Here is a 15,712-nt window from a genome sequence, read left to right on the forward strand (position 1 = left end):
CCTTCGTGCGTTAACGTTTTCCGTGTATGACTTCCCCTTAACAACGTATATTAACCGTTGAAACGGAAGCCGTTAGGCGAAGGAGGTGTGTGTCGAATGAATCGCCTGTTTCAATGGTTTCGCATCCGGCGCAACCACCGTTTCTGGAATTCATGGTTGGCGCTTACCGGACGGCGGAGAAACAATGGCGCCATCTGGACGCTTGTCAGCTTAGGGGTAGGTGCGGCGGCCGCCGCGATGGTTGGCGCTAGAAGGAGATCGGGCATAGGGTGGATGACGGCAGGACCGATGCAAAATATGATCCGCGGCCTAAACCGCTGGATGGGGCGGCGAATGGGCACGACGCGTGTTGCTCCGGCGGAGTTTGCCGAAGAAATGGCTCCTTGGCAGCGAGACGGCCAAGGGAATCAGTAACGGTTTTTATTCTTTTTGCGGGCTGGCAGTGCGGCGCTTAACAGCTTGTTCCTTGCCGCATGCGGCCCGCCTTGTGTTTTGATCATGCGTCATTGCTTTTGGAAAAAGCAAAGGGGTAAGCGCCAGTTTGTAAACTGCGTGGTAAAAAGAAGGGGAAAGGCGGCCGGCGCTCTGTTTTTTTGCGGCAGTCATTGGCATTTTCTCTTGAAAAACAAGGAAATTTGCACCATAATAAAGGAAAATTCGAAATATAAAGATATTGGAGTCTGTTGGCGAGCAGCTTGAACGGTAGTCGTCGATTGAGGGAAAGAATCAAGGGAGAGGGGAAAGAGATGGCGCATGTCAACATTGAAGCGGTGGGGGATGGGGTATATCGTGTTCCGATTCCTGTCCCCTTCCCAATGAAATATGTGTATTGTTATGTATGTCGTACTTTCCGCCGCCGGTGAGCGTGCCGGTCGTGCTTGGCATGCTGTTTCAGCAAGTGCTCGCGTCGATGTACCATCGCCTGCTGGACAAAACGTATCATTTGTCGTCGGGCCGTCAGGCGTCGTTTGTCGAAAGCGCCCGGTAGGCGGTCAGCGGCGTCGGGCGAGGGAGTAAAGGGCCAAAAAGATTGCTCATCCGGGATCGGACGGGCACCGGCAGCAATCCAAAAAAAGGCGTTGCCGGCGGCAGCAGTTCGCGGATGGGCGATGGATCTGCTGCGGTGGAGGGACAGGGCTGAGCCGGCCTAGCGGCTTGGCGCATGTTCCCGTTCCGGTGAACGGATGAGGTGGCGGCGGAGGGGGAGGTTGAGCTCCATAATCCCCTCGACGACTAGCCGGGCGATTTCTTTCGCTCCTCGTTTGTGAAAATGCGTGTTGTCTTCGATTCCGTGCGGATAATTTGCATGCTCGCCGGGCGCAAGCCATAGAAACAGCTGTTTCGTCTGTTCCGGGCCGAGCTGTTCAAACCGTTGTCTGCTTTTTGCCGTCAAATCGATGACGGGAACGTGCTCTCTCTCCCCAAGCGCCTTCATGGCTGCAGGATAAAGTCCATGCGAGTTGAGCGCTCGTCCGTCGGCAGAAAAGCGCCGCCGCTCGACCGGAGTGATGAGGACAGGGGTTGCTCCTTTCGTGCGGGCGCCGTCAATATACCGTTTCAAGTATGATTGGTAGGAGGTGAATGGTTCGGTGTAGCGTGCCGGATCGTTCACCTTTTCATCGTTGTGACCGAATTGGATGAACAAGTAATCCCCTTTTTTCATTTCCCGCAAAATACGGGAGAGCCGTCCTTCTTCGACAAAACTTTTCGCGCTGCGGCCGGAAGCGGCCATATTTTTCACCATGACGTTGTCATCAAACCAATCATCGAGCATTTCACCCCATCCGGCCCGAGGAGCGCGGGAGCGGGGGGCGGCGGCGACGGTCGAATCGCCTGCCAAGTAGATCGTTATGACGGCCCGTCCGCCCGTTTTGGATGCTTTTCCATCCGTGTCCGGTTGGGCGATGAGGGCAACGCTGGCGGCGATAACAGCCAAGCAAAGGAATGCGGCTTTTTTTCTTCTCAATCGGATTCCTCCTATCCGGCAGCTGCTCGTCTTTTCGGTTTGTTCCCCGTTATCGTTGCTCGCTGCCATTGTCTTTATGCGCCATTTGGGCTAGTCCACCGTTTGGAATCGGCGGTAAAATTCCCATATTATTGAAAGAAAAAGACCGTAACCGGCAACTGAATACCAATGGCTCTATTCGGCCGTGTGGGTGAACAAACCGTACGTCTCGGCTTTGGCCTCCAATGCGGCCGCCAATGCCGACAATGCAGCGATGAGCCCCATGCGCCCAAGGCGGCTAAACCGCTCCATGAGGGCAAGAAAGAAGACGGTGCCGAGCGGAAGAACGACGGCCGTAAAGAAAATATCGATCGAAAAGACAGAAGGAAAGGGCCGTTTCGGGAACGCATACAGCCCTTTTCCCACGAAATACAAATCCAAATACGTCCCCGTCCAAGACGCAAGCAGCGCTGAAGTCACGTAGGCGCGGCGGCTAGCGCGCATGAAAGAAGAATAGCCCACCATCCGTACGAGGCCGTGATGGAACGCTGCCATGCCAGAGTGCAGTCACTCCTGGAGAACGGAAGCCAAGAAGAGCGGGAGTACGCCAAGGAGCACAACGTGTCGTTGTCGCCGTTGTTTGAAGGCGGACATCGTTTTGTGTTGAGCGTGACGACCATCGCCACCCCTCATGACGGAACGACGCTTGTCAACATGGTTGATTTCACCAATCGCTTTTTTGACTTGCAAAAAGCGGTGCTGGAAGCGGTGGCTGTCGCCAGCAACGCGCCGTACACAAGCGAAATATACGATTTTAAGCTCGACCAATGGGGACTGCGCCGCCAGCCAGGCGAATCGTTCGACCATTATTTTGAACGGCTCAAGCGCTCCCCTGTCTGGACATCGACCGATACCGCCCGCTACGATTTATCCGTTCCCGGGGCTGAGACGTTGAATCGATGGGTGAAAGCCAGCCCGAATACGTATTATTTGAGCTTTTCTACCGAACGGACGTATCGAGGAGCTCTGACAGGCAACTATTATCCCGAACTCGGAATGAACGCATTCAGCGCGATTGTCTGCGCCCCGTTTCTCGGTTCGTACCGCAATGCGGCGCTTGGCATTGACGACCGCTGGCTTGAAAACGATGGCATTGTCAATACGGTTTCCATGAACGGTCCAAAACGTGGATCAAGTGATCGGATCGTACCGTATGACGGGGCGTTGAAAAAAGGAGTTTGGAATGATATGGGGACGTACAACGTCGACCATTTGGAAATCATCGGCGTTGACCCGAATCCGTCATTTGATATCCGCGCCTTTTATTTGCGGCTTGCCGAGCAACTGGCGAGTTTGCGGCCTTAAAACGAGTATTTTGCGAAAAAGCCCTCTCGATCGGATGGCTCTTTTTTTTTTTTTTTTTGAGGAGCAAGCTCTTGAGTTGTATGACGGCTGCGGATGTCCGATGGTATAATAGGGGCAAAGCAAGCGGATGGGGGAATGGACGTGAAGCCGCCTGAGCGGCAAAAGGAACGATATACGTATCAAGATTATGTCAAGTGGGACGGACGGTGGGAGCTGATCAACGGCGTACCTTACAACATGGCACCGGCCCCTTCATTTGTCTACCAGTCGATCGTCGGTGAATGGTATGTCGCTTTGCGGGCATTTTGTCGTGAAAAAGGATGTGCGGTTGTCATGGCGCCGTTTGATGTGCGGTTCGATGAACAGGCCGACTATGAACAAACCAAGCATGTCGTGCAGCCAGACATCTCCGTCATTTGCGATCAAAGCAAAATCGGCAGCCGAGGCTGCGATGGGCCGCCTGACTTGGTGGTGGAAGTGCTTTCGCCGAGCACTGCGCTGAAAGATCGGAACGAAAAATATAAGCTGTACGAACAGTTTGGCGTCAAGGAATATTGGATCGTCGACCCGCTGCATCGGGCGGTGGAAGTGTACGGCCGCGGTGAGAAAGGGTATGAGAAGCGGAGCGTCTTTGGCGAAGGCGATGTGCTCGTCTCGTTTTTGTTCGCTGATTTGACGGTTTCGCTGGCTGGCATATTTCAAAATATAGAGGGTGAGGGATAACGATGCGGCTAGCGGAAGAGGAAGTGCAAGCGCTGCTTGAAAAAGCGGACGGCTGGAAGTTGACGGATGAACGATGGATTGTGAAAAAATACCGTTTCCAAGACTACTTGCAAGGCATTGAATTCGTCCGGCGCATCGCCGCGATTTCGGAAAACGCCAACCACCACCCGTTCATTTCGATCGACTACAAGCTCATTACCGTGAAACTGTCTTCATGGCGGGCGAAAGGGCTGACGAAGCTCGATTTTGACTTGACGAAGCAGTATGATGAGGTGTACGAACAGATGAAGCAGGGGGGAGGGGAATGATGGAACATCGCACAGCACTCATCACCGGCGCAGCACGGGGAATCGGGTATGAAGTGGCGAAAACGCTGGCGGAACATGGTGCAAACGTGGTGCTCGTTGATTTGCGTCAGGAAGAAGTCGAGCAAGCTGCTCGTTCGCTTCGGGAGTTGGGCTATGAAGCGGTCGGCGTGAAATGTGATGTGACGGTTGAACAAGAGGTAAGCAAGCGATCAACAAGGCCGTCAACCGGGGCGCCTTGATGTTGTCGTGAACAACGCCGGATTGCAACATGTGGCGAACATCGAGGATTTCCCGACGGAAAAATTTGAACAGCTCATCCGCGTCATGCTTGTCGGCCCATTTTTGGCCATCAAGCATGCGTTTCCCGTTATGAAACAGCAGCGATATGGCCGCATCATCAACATGGCATCGATCAACGGACTCGTCGGGTTTGCCGGTAAAGCGGCGTACAACAGCGCGAAGCACGGGGTGATCGGCTTAACGAAAGTGGCAGCGTTAGAAGGGGCGCCATACGGCATTACGGTGAACGCCCTTTGCCCGGGCTATGTGGACACCGAGCTCGTCCGCGGCCAGCTCGCGGACTTGGCGGCAACCCGCAACGTGCCGCTTGAGAAGGTGCTTGAGGAAGTGATTTACCCGCTTGTGCCGCAGCGGCGGCTGCTGTCAGTGGAAGAAGTCGCCCATTATGTCCTCTTTTTGGCGGGCGAACAAGCAAAAGGCATCACTGGCCAGGCGGTGGTGATCGATGGCGGGTATACGGCGCAGTAAACTCCCTCTCTTCGCCTTGCTTGAAGCGAGAGCCTTCCTTTCGGGATGATGATCAAACGCCCCCGGCACATGCCACGGGCGTTTCGATTCGAGTCGCTCAGCTCAAGGCAAATTCGAAGCTGGCTAGGATTTTGACTTCTTTCCCGACAAGGAATCCGCCGGTTTCGAGTGCGACGTTCCATACCAATCCGTAGTCTTCGCGGTTGATCGTTCCTTCGACATCAAAACCGACCGAGATGCCGCCGGTGAGCGGGTTTTTCACTTGGCCGTTGTATTCGACTTTGAACGTTTCCGTTCTCGTCACGCCGCGGATCGTCAGCTTCCCGGTCACTTCATATTCCGTGTCGGACAGCTTGCGCACGGATTCACTGACAAACGTAATGGTTGGATAGTTCTCGACATCGAAAAAGTCGGCCGAGCGGAGATGGTTGTCACGGTCGGCGTTTTTCGTGTCGATCGAGGCGGCATCGATCGTCGCTTTGATTTTCAGCGACTCGAGTTCGTTGATGTCGCCTTCGACCTCAACGTCAAAGTTGGTGAATTCCCCTTTTGCTTTGGAGATCATCATATGTCTTACTTGGAAGGCGACAGAGCTGTGCGCTTTGTCGAGTTGGAATGTTGTCATCGCTTTTCCTCCCTCTAGAAATGTTGATGTATCAAGGCTTTTCGGCCCCTCAGGGGTGTCCAAAAAATATTTTTCGACAAAATCCCTTACATCCTTTTTCAGTTTTGTGGATATCTTACAGACCTAGGGTGCGCTTCGCGGCCACGGCTGGGGATATTTTCCTGCCGTGGGGGGAAGCATATTCGATGCACCCTTTGGATCTCCGCGTCGCTGATGAGGACGAACCCTCCCATGTCTCCGGGCGTCTTCGCGCCAACATTCCCTCGTTCGGTCTCGTCATCAGGCGGAGGCCGGCCAAGCTCCTTTAGGGACTCAAGGTCGAATGGATGAAATCACGCCAGCTTCTCCGGTGTCATCTCGTTGTCCAACGATTCTTCCGTTCGCAGGGGGAGGCCTTAGGCCGCCCGTTGCACCTGGGACAAGACGTCCTGTTTCATTCGCTCCGCGTCAAACGCTTGTTTCTTCGTACAAATCGCAAACAGCACATTCAACAGCTTCCGGCACAAGGCGACGATGGACTGCTTTCCGGTCAGCGGATTGACGGATCGGGTCGTATAATACTCATGCAGCTCGCGAAACGCCTCGTTATGCCGAATCAGCGGAATCATCGCCCGAAACAGCACCGAGCGCAACCGTTTCCGTCCCCGTTTGGAGATGTGCTTTTGCCCTTTGCGCTGGCCGGAGGAGTTCTCCTTGAGCGTCAGGCCCGCCAACTTCACCAATTGGCGCGGGTCCCGATAATGGGCGAAGCTGCCGATCTCCGCCAGCAGATCGATGATCGTGGCGTCTCCCAACCCGTCGACCGTTTTCAACCATTGGTACTCCATCGTCGTTTGAACCAATGCCTTCAACTCGGCGTCCAGTGCAGCGATCTCCGCCTCCAATTGGCGGTATCGGCGGACGAGCGCGGCGATCTCAAACCGGGCCATCGCTGTCCCTTCCGTCACCCCAATCGAGTCCTTCGCGGTGTTGATCAACGCCTGAATTTTGGCCTTCTGCGGGCATTTCATCCCTTTGCTTTGCCGGTACACCTCGATGAGCTCCTCGGCGGTCCGACCGGCCATATCAGCCGGAAGCGGCGTCCACTCCAACACCGAAAGCGCCGTTTTCCCCAAGTCACGAAACACGGTCCAAAACTCTGGAAAATACCGATCCGTCCAGCGGACGATCGCGTTTTTCACCGCCGTCTGTTCCTTGCGGAGCTTCTCTTTGAGCGTGCTTCCCACGCGCAAATCGGCTTCGATCTCGTGCAGCAGCCGGGGAACGAGGAATCGTCCGTCTTTTGCCAGTCTGGCAATGACCAGGGCGTCTTTGGCGTCGTGTTTCGTCGGCAGGTTGTCATCGAGTTCTTTCGACCGGCACACATGCGCCGGGTTGACCATGACCAACGGGATCCCGTGCTCCTCGAGGAAGTAGGCCAGGTTCAACCAGTAGTGCCCGGTCGGCTCCACCGCGACGATCACCTCTGACTTCCCAAACGCTTGCATCGCCTCCTGAATCGCTTTATACAGCTGCTGAAACCCCTCTTTCGACTGGAAGATCGGGAACGACTTGCGAAGCACGCGCCCCCGGTCATCCACGAAGCAGGCGTAGTGGGTTCGTTTCGCGATATCGATGCCCACGACAAGCGTTTGTTCCGTAACTTGATCAATTTTATAGTTTTGTGTACAATTCATCTGAAGTCCTCCTTGGTATGGTGAGTGATGTGGTTGACACCCCTGCATCATACCAAGAGGGCTTTTTTTGATCAAGTCCCCGGAAAAGCTTCTAACGGGAATGCTCCTCTTTATGATTCATATTCGCATCACTATCATAACAAATGTATATCTCGAAATCAAATATTTTTTATTAAAGATTATTAGTATGGAGGGTAGCGTCAAAAGTTCTATGAAAACTCCACACAGATCATCCCATTGAGCATCGTGGGGCATGCGGAGGGCCGGATTCGCCCTTGACCAACACCCGCCAAAGGTGCGGAAGAGTCGTCAAGGGCGACGGGGACAAAAAAGAAGGCAATAAGAAAGCCGCCCTTGCCATGACCGAATTTTACCTTTGGCGGTGTTCGGTTGGTCAAGGGTTCGCTTCGCCGAATCCGGCAGGAGTTCTGTTCAACGGGCTCCAGAGGACAAAAAAGTCAGGCCGCCTCTTGTTGGAGAAACGCTTGTGCCATGGCGATCAGCTTCGTCCACCGGGCCGGCATATGCGGAAGATCCGCCAGTTCCGGGATGACGACCGGCACCCGGCCTTCGAGCGCGCTGTGTGGGCGCAGAAAGTTGAAATACGCCACAAACAGCGTCACAAAGGACACCGAGCCTTCTTCCGCACCAAACCCATGGGTCGGGCGGTAGTTGCCTTTAAAGGTCCGGTTGAATCGCTCGATGATCTGCTTGAGAGGGCGAAACTCTTCCGAGACCGGATCCTCATTGGTCAGCCCGATCACTTGGCGGACGTCAAATGAAATCCCGTGTTGGGCGAAGAAGTGTTGCGCCAGCAGATAAATCGGGTTGCCATCCACGACGAACGACAAGTCGTCTGGGAGGGACGCTAGCTTCCTGAGGACATCATCGATGGCCTTGATGGCCGAGAGCGTGTCCCGGTTGGGCGAGACGCGATACGACAGCACGATCTTTTTGACGGCGTCAAACATAAAGAACAGGTAATGCCAGCGCCCTTTGACGCGAATATACGTCTCGTCCCCGCAAAACGAACCGGACAGCTCATACGGGAACCGGTCGACAAAGGGCTTGATCCAAAGCGCGACGCTGTTGGCGTAGTTGAGCACCGTCTGATGGGAGATCGAGACGCCATGGATGTCCTTCATGGCGGCGGCGGTCTCCCTCGAGGACATCCCAAAGTTGACGTAGTACGTCAACACGAGCCCCAACACGTGCGGCGACGCAGCCAGCCGGGACAAATCGACCTTCGGCTTGATGAGCGACGAGGAAGCCAACGGGAGAAAGTCAAACAAGAACTCTCGAAACAAATACCGCACCTTGAAGGCTTGAGGATCCTGTTGAAACTGTTGGCGCTCCTTCTTCGTCATCCGGCGAAGGTTGGCCTGGTAAAACGGGCAAGCGTTGTTCTTGCACTTATAGATGTTGTATTCTTTGCGTTCCTTGATTTTTTCCAGCGTCTTTTTGCAGTGCGGGCAGCGAAAGACCGCTTGCTTGGTGAACCGATTTCGGTGGTTGAACCGGCACTGGCACACTTTGCATTGGTATTGCCCTTTTCCGCCGTTATTGGCGTACAGGTAAGAAGAGGGAGCCTGGCAGCGAGGGCAGGTCAACGAATCCGGAACACGGTGTTTCGCATTCGCGCGGCGCTGGATGGGCCGTAAAGGACGTCCGTGCTGGGCTTCATAGTCTGCCAACAGCTTTCGGTAATCAAGGGTTTCCGGCACATCGATGATCGGAAGGTCATCGACCTGAAGTTTCCGGTACGGCTTTTGGATGGGTTCGTCCAAGTCCTCGAGATTCAAGGATTTTCCCACGATCACACCCATCAAATACACAATGATTTGATATTGGGTCTTGATTATTTCGAGCAAATAGGCTAATAATTGAGGTAACAAAGCTTGTCACTCCTTTGTTTTGGCTGTTGGGTGTCGTTACCTCAATGATGGCCGAAAACAACGGGGGTGGCAAGCTTTTTTTCTTCCAACCGTTGAAACTCAAGGGAAAACCGTGAGTGTGGAGGATAAACTTTTGACAATACCGTATGGAGCACAGGGGGCTTTCCATGATAAGATGAAAGAAAAATGATGTGCGGAAAGGGAGAATAAGATGAATGAATCGGCCTTTTAGCGAAAATCAAACAGCAAATGGAACGGTTTTCACCGGCGGAAGACACAGCGAACGTCTACGCGCGCGGGGAAGCGGAAAAAATCGTCGGCGAGGCGCTGCGCAAATATCCGCGCGAATCGTATGTCATCGCGACGAAAGTGTTTTGGCCGATGGGCGACGGCCCGAACGACCGCGGCCTGTCGCGCAAGCATGTGTTTGAGCAGCTCCATGCGAGCTTAAAGCGGCTGCAACTGGATTATGTCGATATCTACTACTGCCACCGCTATGACAAAGAAACGCCGGTCGATGAGACGTTGCGTACGATCGATGATCTCGTCCGCCAAGGAAAAGTGCTGTATGTCGGCGTGAGCGAATGGACGGCCCAGCAAATTCAAGAGGCGCTCGGCGTGGCCGACCGCTACTTGCTCGATCGGATCGTCGTCAATCAGCCGCAATACAACATGTTTCACCGTTATATTGAAAAGGAAGTCATCCCGGTGTGCGAACAAAACGGCATCAGTCAAATCGTCTTTTCGCCGCTCGCCCAAGGGGTGCTGACCGGCAAATACAAACGAGGTCAAGCGTTGCCGGCTGACAGCCGCGCCGCTGATCCAAGAGCGAATACGTTTATCCAAGGATTGCTCAATGACGAAGTGTTAACGAAAGTGGAACAACTCGAAAAAATCGCGGCTGAGCTTGGCATTACGTTGTCCCAGCTTGCCCTCGCTTGGGTGCTGCGCCAGCCGCCCGGAACAAGTCGAAGAGAACGTCAAAGCGGTCGATGTCGTGCTCAGCGAAGATGTGTTCGAGAAAATTGAGGGGATTTTGGCGTAAAAGAGGTGAGGGTGTCCCAAAAGGATCGGGACACCCTTTCTTATTACCGTATATAGACAATATGTTGTGTTTTGTTAAGGAAAATTACCCTTTTGGGTCAGTCCCCTTTTTATCACCTCGAACCGAGAAGGCCTTAACTTCCAAGCATGAGTGTAAGTGGGGGATGAACCGGCGTCTTCCACCAACGATCTTCCCCTTGCACCAAAAGAACAAAGGAAGGGCTTCGATTGCGATCTTTTTGAGGAAGCTTAACGGTAGGATGCACAGGGATGGCTTAGCTGACCGCTTACCGTATGTTAGGGTGTTCCCGAGAATCCCCTACTTCTCTACGTGAGCGCGGGTGAGGAGTGTTCAATTGAGTCGGTTTCATTTCCGGCGTATTGAGTATGTAGTAAAAATTTAGGGAATGTTATTCGTTCCGTGACTGCATCCAAAAGGAGCAGAGTGTGATAGAATAAAATAAAAAAGGGTGTGAGTTCGATGGCCATGGACTATTTTCAGGTGAACTTGCCGAAAGAGTTTTTGTCCGCCATTAATGAATTGGAAGGCAACACAGTTGAGGCAAAAATAAAGCTTTCATTGGCGATTGGTTTGTTTGTTGGAAAACAGGTGACGCTGGCGAAAGCGGCTGAATTGGCAGGGAAACCCTTAGGGGAATTTATCGATGTATTGCGTTCGAAGGCGATTCCTTGGATGGAATATACGGAGGAACACATCAAAGATGATTGGGACACGGTGCAAAAATTGAGCAAAGAAAATAGGGATCACAATGAGCAGGGTTACGGTTAATTCTACACCGATTATAGGTCTGTCGATCGTTGGTCAATTGACTCTTTTGTCTGAACTATTTGATGAAGTATATGTTCCGGAAGCTGTCTATCAAGAAATTGTTCATAACCATGCCCCACGCCATTATGGAAAAGAGGAGCTCAAACGATTGGTCAGCGAGGGGGTGTTTCGACTATACCATGTAAAAAATCGCAGCCTTGTTGAAAGTTTATATGGAAAATTCCATGCCGGGGAGTTAGAAGTTATTATTGGAGCGAAAGAACTTGGTGCTCAAGTCGTTGTGATGGATGAGCATGCTGCCAGATCATTGTCGAAACAATTCCTTTTACGGCCTATCGGTACAATCGGAGTTTTGATTCTGGGAAAGAAAAACAGGAAAATAGCGGAAGTCAAGCCGCTGTTAGACACTTTGCTTGAAAATGGATTTTATCTCTCCCAACGTCTCTATCGAGAGGCGTTGTCGTTGGCAGAAGAAACGCCGTAACCCCGCCCGCCGCGCTCGGCTTTTCCTTTTTAACCCCTGTCAACAACCCCATACCCGTCAAGTTTAGCGGTATAAAATTTTTAAGACGATACTCGTGTTCATCCCCGCAGTGAATGATGGGGATCACATCCATTATTGGGCATACCAAATCCCCCTCCAGAAGAGGGGTGTTTGGTATTTATATCCATATCTAATTCTACCATATCTCTAATTTCGTTACGATATCTGATGCCGTTTCTTCCCCTTTCCTTCGACCTTTCTTGGCATGTTTTCGTAACAGGGAAAGGAGAGAGAAAAGGTTGATTTCCGCCATATGCGAACGCAAAAGCAACTGGTGCCAATACGATTGGAGAAGATCGAGCGCTTTCCGTTCACTGATTTCAATGTCTTCCTTTTGATGCCAATACATCCGAGCTTGAAACATCCCCATGCACAGAGAGTCAGAAAGGCTTCCGCCGTTAACGAACGCTGCCGCCGGATAAAGCCTGTTTTCTGTGCGAGACGGGTTCATTCTTCGGGAGAAAAGAGTTGACGAATGGTTTGAATCCATGCTTTCATTTGTTTTTCCATGAAAAAAATCCTTTCTAACGTGGAGTGTTCGTTAGAAAGGATACCGTGTTTTTGACGATGCACAAAGACCAAAATTCTTAACTTGATGGGTATGGATTTTCACCCCCTGTTTGCGAATGGATAGAATCGAACACGTTCAAAGAGGGTTGATCGAATGGCCATTGACCATGACCGATTGTTCAAAGAGCTGATTCAAACGTTCTTCGAAGAGTTTCTCCTTCTCTTTTTCCCCGACATCCACGAGCATATCGATTTCCGCCATTTGTCCTTTTTGTCCGAAGAACTGTTTACCGATGTCACGGCAGGTGAAAAATACCGCGTCGATCTATTGGTCGAGACGAAGCTGAAAGGGGAAGACGGGCTGATCATCGTTCATGTGGAGAATCAAAGCTACGTGCAGCCATCGTTTCCAGAGCGCATGTTTATCTATTTCAGCCGTTTGTTTGAAAAATACCGCACCCGCATCGTTCCGATCGCTGTCTTCAGCTATGAGGCCCTTCGCGAGGAACCGTCCGTGTTCTCAATCGAGTTTCCCTTTGGCGACGTGCTGCAGTTTCGCTTTTTCCCCGTGGAGCTGCGCAAGAAACATTGGAGAGACTATATCCGGCATGACAATCCGATCGCGGCTGCCCTCCTTGGCAAAATGGGGTATACTGAAAGTGAGAAAATCGAGTTAAAAAAAGAGTTTTTGCGCATGTTGGTGCGATTGGAGCTGGATGAGGCGAGGCAGCGGCTCTTGTTGGGCTTTTTTGAAACATATGTGAAGCTGTCGGAGGAGGAAGAGCAACAACTGCAAAGAGAGGTGAAGGCGATGGAAACGAAAGAAAGAGAAAAAGTGTTGGAGCTGATCATTTCCTATGAGCAAAAGGGAAGGAAACAGGGGTTGGAAGAAGGGATCAAACAAGGTATGAAACAGGGAATGGAACAAGGAATGAAACAAGGAATGAAACAGCTGATCCGCAACATGGCGCGCAAAGGAATGAAGGCGGAAGACATTGCTAGGTTGGTGGATCTTCCAGAGGAAGATGTTTGGGAATTGCTTGAAGAGTAGGGGAATCCAATACAAAAGGCGGCCATCTAACGAGGACAGTTGGCGGTGGCAAAAGAGGTAGAGGAAATCACTGATTCGTAAGTGATCGATTGTAGAAAACGGATGATCGTCCGGTCACATGAAAGAGGAGGAACAAAAATCAGAAAGTATGTACCGTGCCAACGTTTTATGCACCGTCGGCCTTGAAGGCTGGCGGTCTTTTTTTGTTATGGGGCTCCGGCGTTCCGCTAGGCGTCTTGGCCATATGAGATCATGTCGGCTATATGTCCATGAACAAAATGCACAAAATTCATTTTATTTTCAAAAACTTCACACTCATCCCACGGCATGGTAAGGTTGTGATTGAAAACGTTATCAAAAACAAGGGGGCAAGGGAGAAATGAAGAAAACGAAATGGTGGGGATTGCTCGCTGCAGGGATGACGACACTGGCTTTGGCGGCCTGTGGGGGCAATGAATCGGCGGGGTCGAAATCATCCGGTTCGAACTCTGGCTCATCGGCCTCAAACTATCCGACGAAGCCGATTACGATTGTTGCTCCGTCTGGGGCGGGCGGCGGTTGGGATTTAACGGCCCGCGCCATTACGAAAGTGCTCGATGAGACGGGGCTCGTCAAACAAACGATGACGGTCGAAAACAAACCGGGCGGCGGCGGGGCGGTCTGTTGTTTGAGACAAGAAGTTATTCAGATGCGGCAGATGAGAAGCCGCCGCGGCAATATAAAAAGTCAGGCGTGTTGATTATCCAATAAAATCCAAAGGGTATAGAAAAAAGAGCACCTTTCCTGTAGAATGTGAGTAGCGACACAAACAAACCCAGGAGGTGCTCTCTATGAACAAGCATACCACACTCCCGAATTTGATGCAAAAACTTGTTTCGGATGGAGTCAGTCAAGACTTTGTGGAGAACATTTTTTCGGTTCACTACGGGCGTTGTCAATCACTAGTTAGCGAACCATTTTCAGGAATTGATATCGTAAGCGCTTTCGGACTCTCATCCCTCATCTTGAAGTGATGATATTGTATTCCATTTTTTTACACCCAACCACCATCCCGGAGCGCCGACAACGCTTGATGGATCGGCGTCCCGGATGACCGCTGCAGACACGGTAGATTCTGACGCACCACATCTGCCCATAACCGTCCGGCCTTCCGTTTGGCCTGTTCGATCCGCTTGGACTTTGTTGAGGCCGAGGCCGCCGTTCGGGTCTCTTCTTCCTCCACCAACTGCCCATTTCTCCGCCAAATCCCGTCGATTCGGGCCGCCATCGCCCTCAGAAACGCCCGAAGCCCTTGGTCTTTCCAGCTGCGGCGGGATTTCACCCGATGCGCAAACCGGCTCATCACGCTCTCGGCGTGGCCCATCGGACGCATGCCGGTCGTCTCCACCCCTTGCTCCGACAGCCACTCCCGATAGTCCCGGATGCATCCCGGCATCGACTCGATCCGGCGAATCAAGGCGGCCAGCTGTTGTTCTTTGCCTTCGTCCCCCAACGTGCCGACCGCGCTGTTCAGCTCGACCAAAAGTCCTTCTTCGTCTTGTTTCGCCAGCTTCCTCCGCACCTCCCGCCAACGCGGATGGCCGGACAGACACTGACGCAGCTCCCGCGCCACATGAAATCGATCCAGCTGAAAGCACGCCCGCTTCCCAAAATACTCCCGGCAGGCCGTGATCCACGACGCCGCGTCGCCGTTGATGATCAAAAGGTCCCGGCACGGATCATAGGCATATTCGTTCATCAGCCACTCTTCAAACCGTTCCCACACGTCTCCCGCCCCTTCATGGAGGTAGTGGCGCCGGTTCACGAGCTCGAGCTGCGAACCGTTTCGTTTCCATCCCTCGTGAACCGCCAGGATTTTCTCTTCTTTCGCCCGTTTCCCTTTCCCCTGGCGGGAAATGAACAGCCCATCCGCCTCCACAAATAGCACTCGGCCGTGCCGTTGGGAAACAGGGCGGTGCAGCGAGACAGGGGCCTCCAGCACCAGTTGGCGAATCGCCTCGTGGCTTAGGACCGCATACCCCACGATCGACTCCAACGTACGGGCCGCTTTGCGGTAGGAAGAGCACTCTACGGCCAACTCGACCGCCGTTTCCTCGAGGCAAGGGCTGATCGACTGCGCTCCATCAAAGCCCAGTTCGGCATCCAGCAAGAAGGTATAGTTCCCCGTTTGCCGGTCATAGTAGTAGTTCCGTCGAAACGTCACTTCTCCAAACAGCGTTTGGATCGTAGTCGGCCGTTTGTCTTTCAGCTGATACCGGCGCTTGTCCCGCGCTTCCGCCAGTTGTTGATCAATCTCCTCCAAAAGGGCCGCCAACAAGACAGCGAACACCTTTTGAAGAGTTCTGACTAATTGTTCCTCCAGCTCTTTTAATAAAGGCCATTCTGTGGTAAGATGTTTCATGGACTCTCTCCCTCCTGTTTTATGGATGTTGGTCATCACCATCATAGCAGGGAGAGAGTCCTTTTTG

At 52.5% G+C, this 15,712-nt stretch carries 14 protein-coding genes and 5 pseudogenes; 12 read left to right on the forward strand and 7 right to left on the reverse strand.

The genetic code is table 11. The annotated features are described in order from the left end of the window. Positions 1-96: 96 nt before the first annotated feature. Entirely contained in the window at positions 97-414 is a 318-nt protein-coding gene (locus NSQ51_RS08175) for a hypothetical protein (RefSeq protein WP_033017107.1), read from the forward strand. A 6-nt stretch (positions 415-420) separates the two neighbouring features. Here the strand turns inward: NSQ51_RS08175 and NSQ51_RS08180 are convergent, their stop codons facing one another. After that, a complete protein-coding gene (locus tag NSQ51_RS08180; RefSeq protein WP_033017106.1) occupies positions 421-606 on the reverse strand; it encodes a hypothetical protein in 186 nt (61 codons plus the stop codon). A 223-nt stretch (positions 607-829) separates the two neighbouring features. Here NSQ51_RS08180 and NSQ51_RS08185 point away from each other — a divergent pair. After that, positions 830-988: pseudogene (locus NSQ51_RS08185) on the forward strand (bile acid:sodium symporter family protein); the annotation flags it as partial. A 159-nt stretch (positions 989-1,147) separates the two neighbouring features. On the opposite strand, the gene NSQ51_RS08190 reads toward NSQ51_RS08185, so the two are convergent. Continuing rightward, positions 1,148-1,966, reverse strand: a complete 819-nt coding sequence (locus tag NSQ51_RS08190) for a rhamnogalacturonan acetylesterase (protein ID WP_033017104.1) — start codon at positions 1,964-1,966, stop codon at positions 1,148-1,150. Positions 1,967-2,140: 174 nt separating this feature from the next. Continuing rightward, on the reverse strand, positions 2,141-2,500 hold the full coding sequence (locus NSQ51_RS08195) for a CBO0543 family protein (protein WP_233434081.1): 360 nt from the start codon (positions 2,498-2,500) through the stop codon (positions 2,141-2,143). 12 nt (positions 2,501-2,512) lie between these two features. Between NSQ51_RS08195 and NSQ51_RS08200 the strand changes: the two are divergent. From NSQ51_RS08200 to NSQ51_RS08215, 4 genes and pseudogenes are all read left to right on the forward strand, one after another. Beyond that, a pseudogene (locus NSQ51_RS08200) lies at positions 2,513-3,310 on the forward strand (lipase); the annotation flags it as partial. Positions 3,311-3,445: 135 nt separating this feature from the next. Next, complete coding sequence (locus tag NSQ51_RS08205; protein WP_049625928.1) at positions 3,446-4,033, forward strand: Uma2 family endonuclease; 588 nt, start codon at positions 3,446-3,448, stop codon at positions 4,031-4,033. A 2-nt stretch (positions 4,034-4,035) separates the two neighbouring features. Then, positions 4,036-4,341, forward strand: coding sequence for a 4a-hydroxytetrahydrobiopterin dehydratase (locus NSQ51_RS08210; RefSeq protein ID WP_033017101.1), 306 nt, complete (start codon positions 4,036-4,038; stop codon positions 4,339-4,341). After that, a pseudogene (locus NSQ51_RS08215) lies at positions 4,338-5,109 on the forward strand (3-hydroxybutyrate dehydrogenase). Before NSQ51_RS08210 ends, NSQ51_RS08215 begins: the two are co-directional and overlap by 4 nt. 97 nt (positions 5,110-5,206) lie before the next feature. On the opposite strand, the gene NSQ51_RS08220 reads toward NSQ51_RS08215, so the two are convergent. From NSQ51_RS08220 to NSQ51_RS08230, 3 genes are all read right to left on the reverse strand, one after another. Then, a complete protein-coding gene (locus NSQ51_RS08220; protein ID WP_033017100.1) occupies positions 5,207-5,734 on the reverse strand; it encodes a YceI family protein in 528 nt (175 codons plus the stop codon). Between the two features lie 395 nt (positions 5,735-6,129). Continuing rightward, complete coding sequence (locus NSQ51_RS08225) at positions 6,130-7,410, reverse strand: IS110 family transposase (RefSeq protein WP_033013870.1); 1,281 nt, start codon at positions 7,408-7,410, stop codon at positions 6,130-6,132. Between the two features lie 458 nt (positions 7,411-7,868). Beyond that, positions 7,869-9,305, reverse strand: a complete 1,437-nt coding sequence (locus tag NSQ51_RS08230; protein ID WP_047817981.1) for a DDE-type integrase/transposase/recombinase — start codon at positions 9,303-9,305, stop codon at positions 7,869-7,871. A 273-nt stretch (positions 9,306-9,578) separates the two neighbouring features. On the opposite strand from NSQ51_RS08230, the pseudogene NSQ51_RS08235 reads away from it, so the two are divergent. The 6 genes and pseudogenes from NSQ51_RS08235 to NSQ51_RS08260 form a co-directional block, all read left to right on the forward strand. After that, positions 9,579-10,350: pseudogene (locus NSQ51_RS08235) on the forward strand (aldo/keto reductase family protein); the annotation flags it as partial. A gap of 480 nt (positions 10,351-10,830) precedes the next feature. After that, positions 10,831-11,139, forward strand: a complete 309-nt coding sequence (locus NSQ51_RS08240) for a UPF0175 family protein (RefSeq protein ID WP_233434110.1) — start codon at positions 10,831-10,833, stop codon at positions 11,137-11,139. Then, complete coding sequence (locus tag NSQ51_RS08245; RefSeq protein ID WP_049625855.1) at positions 11,120-11,623, forward strand: DUF3368 domain-containing protein; 504 nt, start codon at positions 11,120-11,122, stop codon at positions 11,621-11,623. The genes NSQ51_RS08240 and NSQ51_RS08245 overlap by 20 nt, the downstream gene beginning before the upstream one ends. Positions 11,624-12,347: 724 nt before the next feature. Continuing rightward, entirely contained in the window at positions 12,348-13,244 is an 897-nt protein-coding gene (locus NSQ51_RS08250; protein WP_049625790.1) for an Rpn family recombination-promoting nuclease/putative transposase, read from the forward strand. A 379-nt stretch (positions 13,245-13,623) separates the two neighbouring features. Then, positions 13,624-13,905, forward strand: a pseudogene (locus NSQ51_RS08255) (tripartite tricarboxylate transporter substrate binding protein); the annotation flags it as partial. Between the two features lie 169 nt (positions 13,906-14,074). Then, positions 14,075-14,257 carry a hypothetical protein gene (locus NSQ51_RS08260; RefSeq protein ID WP_200901091.1) on the forward strand — a complete coding sequence of 61 codons (183 nt, stop codon included), beginning with the start codon at positions 14,075-14,077 and terminating at the stop codon, positions 14,255-14,257. Between the two features lie 20 nt (positions 14,258-14,277). Here NSQ51_RS08260 and NSQ51_RS08265 read toward each other — a convergent pair whose 3' ends face one another. Next, positions 14,278-15,645 carry an ISLre2 family transposase gene (locus NSQ51_RS08265; RefSeq protein WP_341082615.1) on the reverse strand — a complete coding sequence of 456 codons (1,368 nt, stop codon included), beginning with the start codon at positions 15,643-15,645 and terminating at the stop codon, positions 14,278-14,280. Positions 15,646-15,712 lie beyond the last annotated feature (67 nt).

The sequence above is a fragment of the Geobacillus sp. FSL K6-0789 genome, assembly GCF_038593135.1.
GTDB lineage: Bacteria > Bacillota > Bacilli > Bacillales > Anoxybacillaceae > Geobacillus > Geobacillus stearothermophilus.

Excerpts from the sequence above, each read along its gene's own strand:
- NSQ51_RS08175 (WP_033017107.1), top strand. The coding sequence starts at position 97 with ATGAATCGCCTGTTTCAATGGTTTCGCATCCGGCGCAACCACCGTTTC.
- NSQ51_RS08180 (WP_033017106.1), bottom strand. The coding sequence starts at position 606 with ATGACTGCCGCAAAAAAACAGAGCGCCGGCCGCCTTTCCCCTTCTTTT.
- NSQ51_RS08195 (WP_233434081.1), bottom strand. The coding sequence starts at position 2,500 with ATGGCAGCGTTCCATCACGGCCTCGTACGGATGGTGGGCTATTCTTCT.
- NSQ51_RS08205 (WP_049625928.1), top strand. The coding sequence starts at position 3,446 with ATGGACGTGAAGCCGCCTGAGCGGCAAAAGGAACGATATACGTATCAA.
- NSQ51_RS08210 (WP_033017101.1), top strand. The coding sequence starts at position 4,036 with ATGCGGCTAGCGGAAGAGGAAGTGCAAGCGCTGCTTGAAAAAGCGGAC.
- NSQ51_RS08220 (WP_033017100.1), bottom strand. The coding sequence starts at position 5,734 with ATGACAACATTCCAACTCGACAAAGCGCACAGCTCTGTCGCCTTCCAA.
- NSQ51_RS08225 (WP_033013870.1), bottom strand. The coding sequence starts at position 7,410 with ATGAATTGTACACAAAACTATAAAATTGATCAAGTTACGGAACAAACG.
- NSQ51_RS08240 (WP_233434110.1), top strand. The coding sequence starts at position 10,831 with ATGGCCATGGACTATTTTCAGGTGAACTTGCCGAAAGAGTTTTTGTCC.
- NSQ51_RS08245 (WP_049625855.1), top strand. The coding sequence starts at position 11,120 with ATGAGCAGGGTTACGGTTAATTCTACACCGATTATAGGTCTGTCGATC.
- NSQ51_RS08250 (WP_049625790.1), top strand. The coding sequence starts at position 12,348 with ATGGCCATTGACCATGACCGATTGTTCAAAGAGCTGATTCAAACGTTC.
- NSQ51_RS08260 (WP_200901091.1), top strand. The coding sequence starts at position 14,075 with ATGAACAAGCATACCACACTCCCGAATTTGATGCAAAAACTTGTTTCG.
- NSQ51_RS08265 (WP_341082615.1), bottom strand. The coding sequence starts at position 15,645 with ATGAAACATCTTACCACAGAATGGCCTTTATTAAAAGAGCTGGAGGAA.